Origin of the sequence: Candidatus Fusobacterium pullicola (genome assembly GCA_018883725.1) — a bacterium.
GTDB classification, from domain to species: Bacteria; Fusobacteriota; Fusobacteriia; order Fusobacteriales; family Fusobacteriaceae; genus Fusobacterium_A; species Fusobacterium_A pullicola.
Window position 1 is genome coordinate 59355 of sequence record JAHLFN010000076.1, and the last position, 14960, is coordinate 74314.

A 14960-nucleotide genomic window follows, 5' to 3' on the forward strand; every position below is an offset into this window, starting at 1 on the left:
TTTACTCCTTTATCTGTCCATTTATTATTTTATCTAAATAATCTAAACTTTTAAAAAAATGTATATGTGGATAACCAGCTCTACAATTTTTTTCTTTAAAGACACAAGACCACTCTTTACCATTAGGTTTTACGGCTTTATATTTTCTACTATCCTTTTCTATATCATATATTTTTGAATAGTGAAATTCGTGTCCTCTTCCTACAAGACTCTCATCTTCATGAAGAGATATATAACCAAATCTAGAAATATCTAGTCTATCTTTCATTTCTATACTACATTTTATAATATCACACATAGGAAAATATTTGTCATCTAGTAATTTTATTCCAGAGCTAAGGTACATAAACCCACCACACTCGCCATAGATTTTTCCATTTTTATTATAATATTCTTTTATACTATTCATCATCTCTATGTTATTTGATAATTCCTTAGCATAATTTTCTGGATAACCTCCACCAAAATATAGTAAATCTACTTCTGGTATTTTTTTATCAGTTATGGGAGAAAAGGGAATTAATTCTATTCCTAACTCCTCCATAAGTTCAAGGTTATCGTTATAGTAAAAACTAAAGGCTCTATCTTTGGCTACTCCTATTTTCACTCCACTATATCTATTTTTTATATTTTCAAATGGATTATCTACTTTCTCTCTCTCTCCAAGTTCAGCTATTTCAAGAAGTTTTTTTATATTGATAGTTTTCATTAATACTTCTTTCAATTTTTCAACTTTAAATTTTAAATTATCTATCTCTCCAGCTTGTAAAAGTCCAAGATGTCTGCTTCCAATCTCAAAGTTTTCATCTTTAGGTATATAGCCAACACACTCTATCTCTGTATATTTTTCTATTGCCTCTTTGTAATGTTTGTACATAGCTTCAGTGGTTCTATTAATTATTATACCAGCTATTTTAACTCTATTATCTAACATTTTATATCCAAGTACTTCAGCAGCTATACTTGTACTCTTTCCACCACCACTAACTATCAAAATAACTGGGAGGTCTAGTACTCTCGATAAATGTGCCGAACTATTATTATCTAAGCCATGATCCATTCCATCATATAGTCCCATCACTCCTTCAACTATTGAGATTCCTTTATGATGTTTATAGAAAGAGTATTTCACTCCCTCCTCTCCCATCATAAACAAATCTAAGTTATAGCTTTTATTTCCAGTTACAAATTGATGAAATGTTGTATCTATATAATCTGGACCTACTTTAAATGGAGAAACATTTTCAAAGAGTGACATAAGTCCCATTGATACAGTAGTTTTTCCTATTCCACTACTTACTCCAGCTATCATAAAACCTTTCACTTTACCACCTCAGCAAGATTTTTTAATACCTTCATATTGTTTTCTCTATCTTTGATAGCAAGTCTAATATAGTAATTATTTAATCCTACAAAGTTAGATGCATCTCTTATGACTATTCCTCTCTCTATCAATTTTTCTCTTACTTCATTAGAACTCTTATTTAAAAGTTGTATCAAAATAAAATTTGTGTTAGTTCTATATGTTTTTATTCCCTCTATCTTTAGAGTTTCATTATAAAACCAAACTTTTTCCTCTTCTATCCAACTTTCACTCTTTTCTATATACTCTTTATCCCGTAACATAGTTTTTCCTGCTATATCAGCGAAGCTATTTATACTCCAAGGCTCTTTATATTTAGGAAGAGTTTTCATTATCTTTTCATCATAACTTATTCCATATCCTAATCTCAACCCTGGTACAGCAAAAAACTTTGTTAATGCTCTCATTACAAATATATTGCTATCCTTTAAATTTACAGCTGTAAATTTTTCCCAACCTTTTATAAATTCTATAAAAGCTTCATCTATGAAAAGCTTTATATTTCTTTTTTTCAACTCCTCATTTATTTTTTTTATATTTTCAATGGATATAAAATTTCCAGTTGGATTGTTAGGATTACACATTACTACTAAGTCACATTGAGGTATAGAGTCTATAAATTTTTCCATATTCAAATTAAAATCTTCTTTTTCATCTAATACAAAATAATCTATTTCACAATCTATACTCTCCAAAGCCCTTCTATATTCAGCAAAGGTAGGAGCCACTATTAAAGCCTTTTTAGGTTTTAAACTCTTCATATATAGAAAAAGCATTTCTGTAGCTCCATTTCCTACTACTATATTTTCTATATCAACATTATTATACTTTCCAATGCTCTCTCTTAATTCTATGTAATCTGGGTCTGGGTATTTTTCTAATATATCAAAATTTTCTATCACACTTTTTTTAAATTTCTCAGGGGTTCCCAAAGGATTTATATTAGAACTATAATCTAATAATTCTCCTTTTCCCTCTCTTTTTAATCTATATATATTTCCACCGTGTAAGTCCATTATATCAACACTCCTATTAATTGAGATAAAATTATAAACGTAGCTAATCCTACCCAAGATGAAACATATAGAAGTTTTACTGCTTTTTTCACATCAGTTAAAGAAAAATCTCTTATCTTATCTCCAATAGTGGGTTTATCATGCCATTTTCCAAAATAGCTAGTTCTTCCACCAAACTGTACTTCCAATGCTCCAGCAAAAGCAGCTTCAGAATGACCAGAGTTTGGACTAGAATGATTTAATCTATCTCTATAAAAAATCTTCCAAGCATTTTTATAATTCATTCTTAAAATAAAAGCTCCAATAGGAATAATAAATCCTCCAGCTAACCTAGCAGGAATAAAATTAGCTATATCATCTATCTTAGCAGATATCATTCCAAAATCTATATATTTATCATTTTTATATCCCACCATAGAATCTAAAGTATTTATTGCTTTATATCCCATAGCAAAAGGAAGAGCAAGAGATACTCCCTCCATAGAAAAGAAGCTTCCTACAAAGGCAAAAAACATAGGGGCAATAACTCCATCTACTGTATTCTCACTTATTGTCTCTAATATACTTCTTACTATTTGGGTAATGTCCATACTATTAGTATCTCTACTTACTAAATAAGATAACTCCTTTTTAGCTTTTTCCATATCTCCTTCTGCTAGAATATTACTAACTCTAATTCCTTCATCAGCTAGACTTTTAGTTGCCAAAGTTGTATATAGGAAAAATACTTCCAATATGGTTGAAATTTTTGTGATATAGAAAGAGATAATAAAAGTAATTACTATTGTTAAGATAGCTAATAATCCACCTGTAATTTTTTTACACTTAAATCTATATAGGAGTTTTTCCAGTATCTCTATTAATTTTCCAATAAATCTTACAGGGTGTGGAAACCAATATGGATCTCCTAAAATTAAATCTAATATATAGGCTATACTATATCTTATTATAAAGCTCATCTTATTCTCCTAATATCTCATATATTTTATCAATATCAACATTTTCTCTAAAAATCTTTTCCAATTTATCTAATTGTTGTTCTCTATATTCATCAAATGTTATTCCTTTCATTTGAAGTTCGATTCCCTTTTTTGCTCTCACTTTGTTTAGTATATTTCTAGTTATCTTTTCATTCTCAAATATTCCATGAAGATATGTTGCAAAGATATTCTCTCCCTTTACCACAGTAACTATTCTATCTTCATCATTGACCTTACTTTCATTTCCAAAAGTTACTCCTTGATGTATTTCGTATCCCTTTATCTCTTCTTCTTCAAGTCCTTCAAGTAATCCTGTACAATTAGAAAGCTTCCCTTCATACTGTGTAGTATTTTTTTCTTTTTCCATTACTGTTTCTAGTTCTAATAATCCCAATCCTGGTATCTCTTTAATTTCACTTTCAATTCCATATGGATCTTTTATTTTTTCTCCTAACATTTGAAAGCCACCACAGATACCTATTATTACCTTACCATTCTTTGAAGCTTTTATAATCTCTGTTGCTATTCCATTATCCTTTAACTCTTTTAAATCATCAATTGTATTTTTAGTTCCCGGGATAATAATGATATCCTCTTCTCCCATTTCATCTACAGAATTTATATATTTTATATTTATATCTTCAACCATTCTTAAGGCATCTATATCAGTAAAATTAGAAATATGTTTTAATTTTATAACAGAGATATTTATTCCCTTTTTCTTTTGTAATCTCTTAAATCTTTCTGTTACACTATCTTCGTCCTCAATATCCACATTAGTATAAGGCATCACTCCAATCACAGGAATACCAGTTAATTTTTCTATCTCTTCCAATCCAGATTTCAAAATATTTATATCCCCTCTAAACTTGTTTATAATTACTCCCTTTACTCTTGCTCTTTCCTTTTCTGACATCAACATTATAGTTCCATAGATAGATGCAAAAACTCCACCTCTATCTATATCAGCTACTAAGATTACTGGAGAATCTGCCATCTCCGCCATTTTCATATTTGCTATATCTTCACCTTTAATATTTATTTCAACTGGACTTCCTGCTCCTTCAAGTATAGATATATCATAATTTTCTCTTATATAATCATATGATTTCATAATTTCTGGTTTTAAAGATGTTTTAAATTTACCATACTCTATTCCACTCATGTTTCCAATAGATTTTCCATTGACTATAATTTGAATTTTTCTATCTGTTGTAGGTTTTAATAGAATTGGATTCATATACGCTTCTGGCTCTATCATACAAGCATATGCTTGCACTACTTGAGCTCTTCCCATCTCTAACCCAGACTTTGTAACAAAAGAGTTTAAAGCCATATTTTGAGATTTGAATGGAGATACTTTATATCCATCTTTTGTTAATACTCTACATAAAGCTGTTACAGTAATACTTTTTCCAGCACCTGATGAAGTTCCTACTACCATAATATTCCTATGTTTCATTTTTCACCCCAATAAAAAACCACATTAAAAAATATGGGAAGTTCTTCCCATTTAATTGATTAATGTGGCTCAAAAAATATTTTCTTATCATTTTTCTACTCCTCCCGTCCGCGCAGGATAGTTAAATATTTTAAGCGAGATATCCTGACTTTGATTCTACCTACTCATACCCCTTCCCAATTTCTCAGTGGATAATGTACTTTCGTCCTCATTACAGTGGCGGGACCGTACAAGATTTTCACTTGTTTCCCTCTACTTAAAACTTTACTTATCTCGACTCTTTTTATCCATTATACCTTATCTTAAATAATCTCGTCAAGAAAAGAAATACTCTGAAGTATATATATTATTTCTTATTTTGAGTTATATAAGATATTTATTATATCAATAATTACTATTTTCTAAAATGATACATGCTTATGTTTTATTTCTCTTCACTAATAATCTAAAAATTTTGATTTTCTTTCAAAGTATCCAAGTTTTTCATAATGAAATTTTGGATAGCTTAAATGAAGATATGATTTAGCTCTACTGCATCCTACATAGTAGAGTCTCTTCTCTTCTTCAAGAGTTTCTTCATCTATTCCACTTGGGAATATTCCGTCTAAAAGAACAGGAATAAAAACAACCTCCCATTCTAATCCTTTAGATGAGTGTATGGAGTAAAGGGCTACACCTATTTTTTTATCTGTCTCTTTTTTATAATATGGTATTTTATACTCAAGTAATAATTTTTCTAACACCTTTATAGAGTACCTATTTCTAAATAATATAGCTATCTCTTCATAGGAAATTTTTTTACTATACTCTATAATTTTTTCACAAATATATCTTCCCTCTTTTTCTTCATCTTTAAAAGATATTTTTATTACCTTGGCAACTTTTCTTTCAGTTCCAATAACCTTTTTATTATATTTTAATTCAAAATTTTGAGATATTCTATTTATATATTCTATTATCTCTTCACTACTTCTATAATTTTTTTCCAATTTAATCAATTGAGCATTCGGAAAGTCATCTCCAAATTTTAAAATGTTAGTAAAATCTGCTCCTCTAAATCCATAAATACTCTGATAATCATCACCAACTACCATAAGATTTTTATCTGTTCCTATGAGAAGCTTTAAAAGTTCTCTTTGACTTAAATTACTATCTTGATATTCATCTACAACTAGATATTCAATACTTTTTTGTATTAGGGTTAAAAACTCTCTATTCTCTCTAAATTTTTTTACAACCATATCGATTAAATCCTCAAATTCATATAAATTATTTTTCTTTTTATATTTTTTATATTCGGACTTAATAACTAGGATATCATCTATATACTCTTTTTCAAAAATTTCATCTAATTTTAATTTTCTTATTTCTAATTTTTCCAATTTATTAGAAAGCTCTTCAGCACTATAAAACTTTCCCTTAAACTTCTTATCCAGTTGAAGTTTTGCGATTATTCTAGCAATAATTTTTTCTCTTTCTCCATCTTCTAATATATTAAGGTTCTGTATCTCAAAAAGATTTTTATACTTATATATTAACTTTGCACAGAAAGAATGAAATGTTGTTACAGTCGTTTCTAACTTATTTGTTCCCAAAATATTCTTTAATCTTTCTTTCATCTCTTCACTAGCTTTTCTTGTAAATGTTATCATTAAAATTTTTTCAGGTGCTACTCCATTTTCTATTAACCAAGCGGTACGATACACAATTGTTCTTGTCTTTCCAGAACCAGCTCCTGCTATAACAAGATACTGTCCCTCTGTTGAGAGAAGAGCTCTTATTTGCTCTTCATTAAGAAGAGATTGGTATTTTATTTTATAGTTTTTAGATAAAAGAGAGGTATCTACATATTTTACCTCTCTCTCTTCTAATCTTTTTATACTTTTTTGTAATGGAGAAATTTTGCTTCTTTTTATATTCCTCTCCCGTATATTTACCTCTTGTTTTTTATCTTTACTAAATAAATTTTTTAAAACTCCCCACATTTTATCTACCCCCTACTATTTATTAGCAAGAGCTTCCATTATCTCAACACACTTTCTTGAAACTGTAAAATTATTTAACTCCGACTCTACTTTTTTAGAATTAATAGTTTTTATAAACTCTTCTATCTCATATCTCATATCATTTTCATATAGAGTAGTTCCTAAGATTTCCTCTTTTCCATCTCTATATTTGATAGTTATTCCTTTTACACTAGATACTTTATCTATAACAATAGATCCCTTTTCTCCAATTATCTCAGAAGGTGTTTTTTCATCAGTAATTTTTGAATAAGATACTACTGCTACTTTATCATCATAATTCAGTAGAAGAGTTCCACAACCATCTACTCCAGTACTTAATAAGTAATTACTTCCAATATAATTTTGGGGTTCTCCAAACATAGCCAAAGTAAAATATAGAGGATAGACCCCAATATCATATAAAGCTCCTCCAGCCATATTTTTATCAAAAATATTTGTAATCTCTCCAGACTTTAATTTATCATATCTTGATGAATATTGACAATATTTCAGCATAACCTGTCTAACTACTCCTATCTTATCTAAATTTTCTTTTATAATTTTAAAATTTGGATTAGTAGTTGGTCTCATTGCTTCCATAAGTACCACACTGTTTCTTAAGGCTATATCTTTCAATATATCAAACTCTTTTACAGTTGGTACTATTGGTTTTTCACAGATTACATTTTTTTTAGCTTCAAGTGAGAGCTTTGCTTGTTCAAAATGTTTCCCATTAGGTGAAGCTATATAGATAGCATCAATCTCAATATCCTCTAGCATTTTTTTCAGTTCTGTGTATACTTTAGTCACTCCAAATTTTTCAGCAAAATTTTTACCTTTATTTTCATCTCTTGATAGAATAGCATATGCCTTACACCCATTTGTATTCTGTAAAGCATCTATAAATTTTTCACTGATACTACTTGTTCCTATTATTCCAAACTTTATCATCTTTTTAGCTCCTTATATTTATATATTTTTCTAAATTGAGTATAGCTTATGAATTAAAAAAAATCAATCTCTCTCTTTAAAATATTCTCCTAATAAAAAAGCTCCTAATACTATAAAAAGTATAATAGCTGAAAATGCTGAACTTTCCATATATTTTTTATTACTTACTAATGAATAGTTTACTAAAGAAGCAATTGGAAGAATATCTCCTAGTTGCATAGTATATACCACTGTAAACTCTCCAAATATAACAGCAAAAATTTGGAGAAAAGAGGAGATAAATATATTTTTTAAAATTGGAAAATCCACATATCTAAATCTTTGATAAAAATTTTTACAATCTAATTCAGCTGCTTCTAATATTGTTATTGGAAATTTTTTTATATATTGATACATAAAAGAATATCCAATAGGGATAGCTCCTATAATATAACCAACAGCTAAAAGTATAATAAGTGGAATATTAAATAATATATTCATATAGTATAGAGTTATAGCAAGAAAAGCTCCAGATATTCCCATATTTGAAAATATAATTATATCCGTCAACCTGCTATAGTTTTTTATTATAACGTATATTAAAAAAACTGTTATTATACTAACAATAGCTGAAATTCCAAAAGAATTGATTATACTATTTATTATTTCATAATTTTCATTAAACTCATGGGAAAAAAGATTATAGTAAGCTTTTATTGAAAATTTTCCAGTATATTGATTAACAAAAGATAAGAGGAATGTTAATATAATTACCCCATATTGAAATAACATATATATTAATGAATATATCTTAAATAGTGGATTTAAATTTTTTTCTTCCTGTTCTCCATAAATTTCATACTCTTTTATAAATAAGCCTAAAAAATTTAATGCTAGAAGAATTATAAACTGTATTCCACCTAAAATCATAGCTTTTGAAAAATCTGCTCCTCCCATTAAGGTATTAGCAATCTCCACTTCAATATTTGAATATTTTATTCCACCTAAGGATAAAATTATTCCTAACCCTAAAAAGCAATAAGTAAATACTAAAATAAAGGCCCTGAATATTTGAGGAAGAATAATAGGGAGCTGTCCTTTTAAAAAAATAATAAAAGCTCCTGCGCCATCTATTCTCATAGCCTCTTCCAACTCCTTTGGAATTTTTTTTAATCCCTCACTTATATATTTTACAAATATTGGAGAATTATAAAAAACATTAGCAACTATAATTCCTTTAAGAGTATATAAGATATTCCACTCCTTTATTAATGGAAGATTAAATATAATTGAAAAAATTGTAACTATTGATATCACAGGAAAGAAAAAAGGAATAAAAACCAATCCCTGTATTAACTTTGAAATGTTATCTTTCCTATATGCAGTATAATAGGCAGGTATTAATCCAATTAACAAAGCTATTATTGTCGAATATAATCCCTGTTTTATAGAAAACATTACTACCTCTTTAAGATATCTCTCCTTTAAAATTTCTAAGCTAGATATCTCAAAAAAATCCTTAGCAAAAAAGTAAATTGGAGTTAGCCACAATACTATATATATTCCATTTACTATATACTTTCCCAAATCTCTTTTCATTATTTTATTCTCACTTTCTATATAAATCTATTTCTTGTAAATTATATCAAATTTTTACTATCTTTACTATTATTCTCCTTTTCTTTTTTTATATTTTATGGTAAGATCTAATATAAACTTAATAAAAAAGGTGGATTTATGATATATTTTTTACACGGAGATACAGCTCCTTTGCAGATAAAATACGAAGAAATTATAGATAAGATAAAGAGTAACAATCCCTCTATACCGGAGAAAATTTTTGATGCTTCCTTAGATGAAGTTACTTTATTTTTTGACTCTATATCTACTAACTCTATTTTTTCACCTAAGGAATTAATAATTTTAAAGAGAGCTGAAGATTTTAAAAATTTAGATGGTATAGCCAAATCTTTAAAAATGTATAACTTAGCTCAAAAAGAGATAGTAATTGTTTACGAAGAGTTTTTAAATGATTACGGAAAAATTAAAAATCCAATTCCTAAAAAAACTTTGGATAGTTTCCAAGAGATAGCTGAAATAATTTGTTTCAGAAAAGAGAATGAGAAGAAAGCTATTATTTTCTATATTCAACACGAATTAAATATTTCAGAATATGAAGCTGAAAAGTTTGTTGAGTTAGTTGGAGATGATTTTTTTAAAGTAAAAAATGAAGTAGAAAAAGTTAAAAGTTTTTTAGATGGAGATAGTTTTAATCTTGAAAAAGTTAAACCTCTTCTATCTATTAATGAGGAGTATAATTTAAAAAATCTTATTGAGAATTTTCTTATCTCAAAAAATACAAAAGATTTACTTCACTTTGTTTCAAAGGAAAAGTTACATAACAATTTTATATATGGAATAGCTGAGGAATTAATATTTTATCTCAAGCTTTCATCTCTTGCCCAAGATAATATTTTAAATAAAAATATCTCATATAAAAAGTTTAATGAGGGAATATGTGAGAATATAAAGATGTTTTTCTTAACAGATAGAGGTTATCCTCACCCGTATACACTTTTTCTAAAATTAAAAAATATTGATATTTTTGATGAGTTTTTCTTAAGAAAAAAATTAAAAGAATTAACTTATTTAGAGTACAGTATTAAGAGTGGAAATTTAGATGTAGAGATAGGAGTAGAGGATTATATAATAGGTTTTTTCAGATAATGTTAAAAGAGTAATTTTTGGAATTCGAAAAAAGAGTTTCATTAATTACTCTTTTAATTTTTTGGAATTTAAAGTAAATGTTTTTAAATTTATTTTAATTTATAACTATTAATTATAGGACTTATTTTTAGATGGTTACATTTTTTATAAATAACTATTAAAATATTTTTGAAAAAAGAATAAAAATTTCTTTACTTATGTTATTTATTTTGTTATACTAATCCTGATTATTTTTTTTAGGAGAGTGTACAGATGAGATTACAAAAATTATTAACTTGTATTTTTATATTCCTTCTAGGAACTTTTCTTTATGGAGAAAGTAGTATTCCTAAAGTAGAATATAAAAAAGTTAAATTAAATAGTTTAGAGGATATTAATACTTGGAAAAACTCTAACGAATTATATGTTTTTACAAATGTAAATGTTGATCTAAGAGAATTATCAACTATAACAAAAAAGAATACTTTTATAGCAATTTTACTTCCAGCTATTGATGTTGTTAATGCAGAAATAAAAAACAATAGAGAGATAGTAAAAACTTTATCACAAAAGGAAAATTTAACACCTGAAGAGCAAACTTATCTTGAAAATCTTTTTAAGACTTATAGAGTTGAATATGGAAATTTTGATGAGCTTAATTATCGTTTAATTATTTATCCTACATCTTTAATTCTTACTCAAGGTGCTATTGAAAGTGCTTGGGCTACTTCGAGATTTTTTAGAGAGGGGAATAACCTATTTGGTGTTTGGTCAACAGATCCAAATGAACCTAGAATTCCAGCTAAGGGTGTTAGAGATAATGGATTTGTTCCTCATTTAAAAAAATATGAAAGTGTAAAAGATTCTGTTTCGGATTTTGTCTTAAATCTTTCAAGAAATAACTCTTACAAAACACTTAGAAAATTACTTAATGAGAACCAACCCCCTCAAGTTGTTGCACAAGGACTTATAAAATACTCTGAAGAGGGAGAAAAATACGTAAAAAAAGTTATAAATACTATGAATTATAATGAGTTTACCAAATATGATAACTACAATAAATAAAGTGTAACTATTTTTATAAAATAACTTAATGGGAGATAATATACTTTTAATTCTAATCTTGATTGATTATTTGTATATTTATCTCCCATTTTTTTATTTTATTATATTAATTTTATAATTATTAATTATAGGAATTTAATTTGTAATTCTTTAACTTTATCCACAATAGAGTCTGCTCCAACTATTTCACTGACAAGAGATATACACTGTGCTCCTTTAGCTATGATATTATCTATATTATGTGCTTTTATTCCTCCTATTGCTACAAAAGGGATTTTTAGATTTTTTGCTACATATTCCAAATACTCTATCCCTACTGGTGAAGTATCTTTTGTAGTAGTTGGAAATATTGGCCCTACTCCTATATAGTCAATATTTAAATTTTTTTCCGCTTCTTTTGCTTGTTCTGGTGAATGAGTAGAAAGTCCAATTATTTTATTCTCTCCTATAATTTTTCTAATATCATCTGGATGCATATCCTCTTGTCCCACATGTACTCCATCTGCATCTACAAGAACTGCTATATCAACATTATCATTTACTATAAAAATTACTCCATTTCTTCTACACAGTTCTCTTATTTCTTTTACTTCTTCTATCTTTTCTCTTGTATTTTTTATTTTATCTCTGTATTGAATAATCTTTATTCCACCTTTTATCATCTCTTCAACACAAAGATAATTACTCTTTCCTTTTGAAAAATTATCTCCTGTTATTCCATATATTCCATTTGGAATCTCTATTCTATTCCGCATACTCTAACTCCTTTAATATTATTTCCACTATTTTACTAGCTACTATATTTACTTTATGAGAATAGGTCTTAAATTCTGATATATCACTTTTCATATCTCCTACTATATAAAGATTTTTCATTTTTTTTACTATTTGAATATTTGATGAATCTATTCCACCAATCCCGGATACCATTATCAATATTTTTTTTCCATCAAATACTTCTTCTAATAATAGAGATTTAAATTCTTTTTTATCAAATCCATCAATAATAATATTACAATCTTTAAAAAAATTTTTTAAATTTTCTTTTCCAAATTTTATTATTTCACTTTCATAGCTACCTTGTGAGATTTTGGTAAGATTTTCTCTCAATACTTCAACTTTCTCTTTACCTACTTGTTCTTCAAAATAAAATTGTCTATTTAGATTAGAATTTTCTATAACATCAAAATCTCCAAACTTCAAATTTTTTACTCCACTTCTAACTAGATGCATAGCAACATTTGAACCTATTCCTCCTACTCCAGCTATTCCTATTTTCATTTCAATATCTCCCATTCTTTAAACTTTACTTCTAATCCTTTTTTTCTAATACTTTCTACTATATCTTTAACATCTCTATTATCTGTTATATCAAATTGAGGAGTAGATTGATTATTATGTGAATATCCTCCTACTTCTGTTTTAGATCCAGCCGAAAATTTAGTAACTCCTAATTTTAAAAGATTATCTCTCATCATTGGAGTTTCTCTTGTTGATATAGTTATTCCAGCACTTGGTTGAAAAATTCTATTAGCTAGTATTATCTGTACAAAAGTAATATCATCAACTATATAACTATCCTTTAAATTTCCTTCAGCTTTATTGACTCTAGGAAAAGAAATACTAAATTCACTATTTGGATAATTTTCTATTAAGTATTTTAAATGTAATCCAGTTTTAAAAGCATCACTCCTTATATCTCCTAATCCTAAAAGAGCACCTATTCCTATTGATCTTATACCTGCCTTTGCCCCTCTTTCTGGAGTAGCCAATCTATATTTAAAATCTTTCTTCTCTCCAGATAGATGTACTTCAGCATACCTATTCTCATCATAAGTCTCTTGATATACTGTAAGCCCATCTAATCCATTTTCAACTAAATATTTATAATCTTTTTCTTCTAAAGGCATTACTTCTATAGAAACTGATGAAAAATATTTTTTTAATTTATCTATTGCACCTTTTAAATATTCTTTATCAACTAGCCCTTTCGCTTCCCCTGTTAAAAGTAGTATATTTTCTATTCCACTTTTAGCTATCTCTTCCGCTTCCTTTTCTATCTCTTCAAATTTCATATGCCTTCTAACTATATGATTTTTCTTTGAAAAACCACAATATATGCAATTACTTGTACAATAATTAGATACATAAATTGGAATATATAGACTTATTACATTTCCAAAATATTGTCTTGTAATTTTATAAGCTCTATATGCCATTTTTTCTAAAAATTTTTGAGCTTTGGGAGAGAGAAGATTTAAGTAATCATATATTGATAGCCTATCCTTCTCTATACTCACTAGTATTTCTTCTTCACTTACTAAATCAAAATATCTTTCAAAATCAAAATCTTTCCATTTTGTTAACTCATCATAATAGCTATAGCTCATTTTCTGTACCTTTAAATAAAAAATCTGTAAGTGGTGAAGATGCACTAGCATACCTTTTCTCTTCAGCTAATTGTGCTAAAAAAGCTTCTCTTCCAGCTTCAACAGCTAATGCAAAAGCCCTTCCCATTTTTATCGGATCTTCTGCTATAGCAATAGCTGTATTTACTAATACTGCATCACATCCCATTTCCATAGCTAAAGCCGCATCTGATGGCTTTCCTATTCCAGCATCTACAATTATAGGTACTCTATTATTCTCTAGTAACATTTCAATAAAAGGTTTACTTAATATTCCTCTATTTGAACCAATTGGGGAACCTAATGGCATAACTGCTGCTGCTCCAACATCTTCTAATTTTTTAGCTACTACTAAATCTGGCATAATATATGGTAAAACAATGAAACCTTCATTAGCTAAAATCTTGCTAGCTTTTATTGTTTCATTATTGTCTGGCATAAGATATTTACTATCATTTATTATCTCAATTTTTATAAACTCTCCACATCCTGCCTCTCTAGCTATTCTTGCTATTTTTATTGCTTCTTCAGCTGTCCTTGCTCCCGATGTATTAGGTAGCAAAGTTATATTTTTTGGAATATAATTGAGTATATTCTCTTTAGGATTACGAAAATTTATTCTTCTTAAAGCCATTGTTATAATTTGTGAACCACTACTTTCTAACATTGGAGTTATTAAATTTTTATTTGAAAATTTTCCTGTTCCTGTTAATAATCTACTATTAAATTCTTTTCCTTTTAAAATTAACTTTTCCATCTTTTCCTCCAACAACTTTTTTATTTTGTCCTATATTATCAGTTATAAAACTACCCTCCAGAAACGAAAGATAAAATTTCTAGGTGATAATTATTAGCTAATTTTTGAGTTTTCCATTCACTTTTTTTCACTATTTCATCATTTATAAGAATAACTGCCTCTGATAAATCTATTTTCCATTCTCTTGATAATTTAGCTAAAAATTCGTCAATAGTAAGATTCTCTTCAGCTAAAATATATTTTTCTCCATTTAAAATAATCTCCACT

Annotated in this window: 14 protein-coding genes and 1 riboswitch; of the genes, 2 read left to right on the forward strand and 12 right to left on the reverse strand. The window is 27.5% G+C overall.

What is annotated here, in order from left to right:
* Position 1 precedes the first annotated feature (1 nt).
* The 7 genes from IAA47_08760 to IAA47_08790 form a co-directional block, all read right to left on the reverse strand.
* The gene (locus tag IAA47_08760; GenBank protein MBU3843051.1) at positions 2 to 1324 is read right to left on the reverse strand and encodes a cobyrinate a,c-diamide synthase; all 1323 of its coding nucleotides are present in this window, start codon (positions 1322 to 1324) and stop codon (positions 2 to 4) included.
* A complete protein-coding gene (locus tag IAA47_08765; GenBank protein MBU3843052.1) occupies positions 1321 to 2379 on the reverse strand; it encodes an aminotransferase class I/II-fold pyridoxal phosphate-dependent enzyme in 1059 nt (352 codons plus the stop codon). Before IAA47_08765 ends, IAA47_08760 begins: the two co-directional genes overlap by 4 nt.
* A complete protein-coding gene (gene cbiB, locus IAA47_08770) occupies positions 2379 to 3338 on the reverse strand; it encodes an adenosylcobinamide-phosphate synthase CbiB (GenBank protein MBU3843053.1) in 960 nt (319 codons plus the stop codon). Before cbiB ends, IAA47_08765 begins: the two co-directional genes overlap by 1 nt.
* Before the next feature lies 1 nt (position 3339).
* Entirely contained in the window at positions 3340 to 4821 is a 1482-nt protein-coding gene (locus IAA47_08775; protein ID MBU3843054.1) for a cobyric acid synthase, read from the reverse strand.
* Between the two features lie 115 nt (positions 4822 to 4936).
* Positions 4937 to 5108: riboswitch (cobalamin riboswitch) on the reverse strand.
* 150 nt (positions 5109 to 5258) lie between these two features.
* Positions 5259 to 6806, reverse strand: a complete 1548-nt coding sequence (locus IAA47_08780) for an ATP-dependent helicase (GenBank protein ID MBU3843055.1) — start codon at positions 6804 to 6806, stop codon at positions 5259 to 5261.
* A gap of 15 nt (positions 6807 to 6821) precedes the next feature.
* Positions 6822 to 7778: a Gfo/Idh/MocA family oxidoreductase gene (locus IAA47_08785; protein ID MBU3843056.1), complete on the reverse strand. Its 957-nt coding sequence runs from the start codon at positions 7776 to 7778 to the stop codon at positions 6822 to 6824.
* Between the two features lie 63 nt (positions 7779 to 7841).
* Positions 7842 to 9356, reverse strand: coding sequence for an ABC transporter permease subunit (locus IAA47_08790; GenBank protein ID MBU3843057.1), 1515 nt, complete (start codon positions 9354 to 9356; stop codon positions 7842 to 7844).
* 138 nt (positions 9357 to 9494) lie between these two features.
* Between IAA47_08790 and IAA47_08795 the strand changes: the two genes are divergently transcribed.
* Both IAA47_08795 and IAA47_08800 read left to right on the forward strand, forming a co-directional pair.
* Positions 9495 to 10484 carry a hypothetical protein gene (locus IAA47_08795; protein ID MBU3843058.1) on the forward strand — a complete coding sequence of 330 codons (990 nt, stop codon included), beginning with the start codon at positions 9495 to 9497 and terminating at the stop codon, positions 10482 to 10484.
* Between the two features lie 252 nt (positions 10485 to 10736).
* The gene (locus IAA47_08800; GenBank protein ID MBU3843059.1) at positions 10737 to 11528 is read left to right on the forward strand and encodes a glucosaminidase domain-containing protein; all 792 of its coding nucleotides are present in this window, start codon (positions 10737 to 10739) and stop codon (positions 11526 to 11528) included.
* A 125-nt stretch (positions 11529 to 11653) separates the two neighbouring features.
* Here IAA47_08800 and thiE read toward each other — a convergent pair whose 3' ends face one another.
* The 5 genes from thiE to thiS are packed head-to-tail and all read right to left on the reverse strand — an operon-like array spanning position 11654 to position 14959.
* On the reverse strand, positions 11654 to 12283 hold the full coding sequence (gene thiE / locus IAA47_08805) for a thiamine phosphate synthase (protein ID MBU3843060.1): 630 nt from the start codon (positions 12281 to 12283) through the stop codon (positions 11654 to 11656).
* Positions 12273 to 12809, reverse strand: a complete 537-nt coding sequence (thiF, locus tag IAA47_08810) for a sulfur carrier protein ThiS adenylyltransferase ThiF (protein MBU3843061.1) — start codon at positions 12807 to 12809, stop codon at positions 12273 to 12275. Before thiF ends, thiE begins: the two co-directional genes overlap by 11 nt.
* Positions 12806 to 13918: a 2-iminoacetate synthase ThiH gene (gene thiH / locus IAA47_08815; GenBank protein ID MBU3843062.1), complete on the reverse strand. Its 1113-nt coding sequence runs from the start codon at positions 13916 to 13918 to the stop codon at positions 12806 to 12808. The genes thiF and thiH overlap by 4 nt, the downstream gene beginning before the upstream one ends.
* Positions 13908 to 14693 (reverse strand): thiazole synthase, encoded by a 786-nt coding sequence (locus tag IAA47_08820; protein MBU3843063.1) that lies wholly within the window; start codon positions 14691 to 14693, stop codon positions 13908 to 13910. Before IAA47_08820 ends, thiH begins: the two co-directional genes overlap by 11 nt.
* A gap of 50 nt (positions 14694 to 14743) precedes the next feature.
* Complete coding sequence (gene thiS, locus IAA47_08825; protein MBU3843064.1) at positions 14744 to 14959, reverse strand: sulfur carrier protein ThiS; 216 nt, start codon at positions 14957 to 14959, stop codon at positions 14744 to 14746.
* Position 14960: the final 1 nt, after the last annotated feature.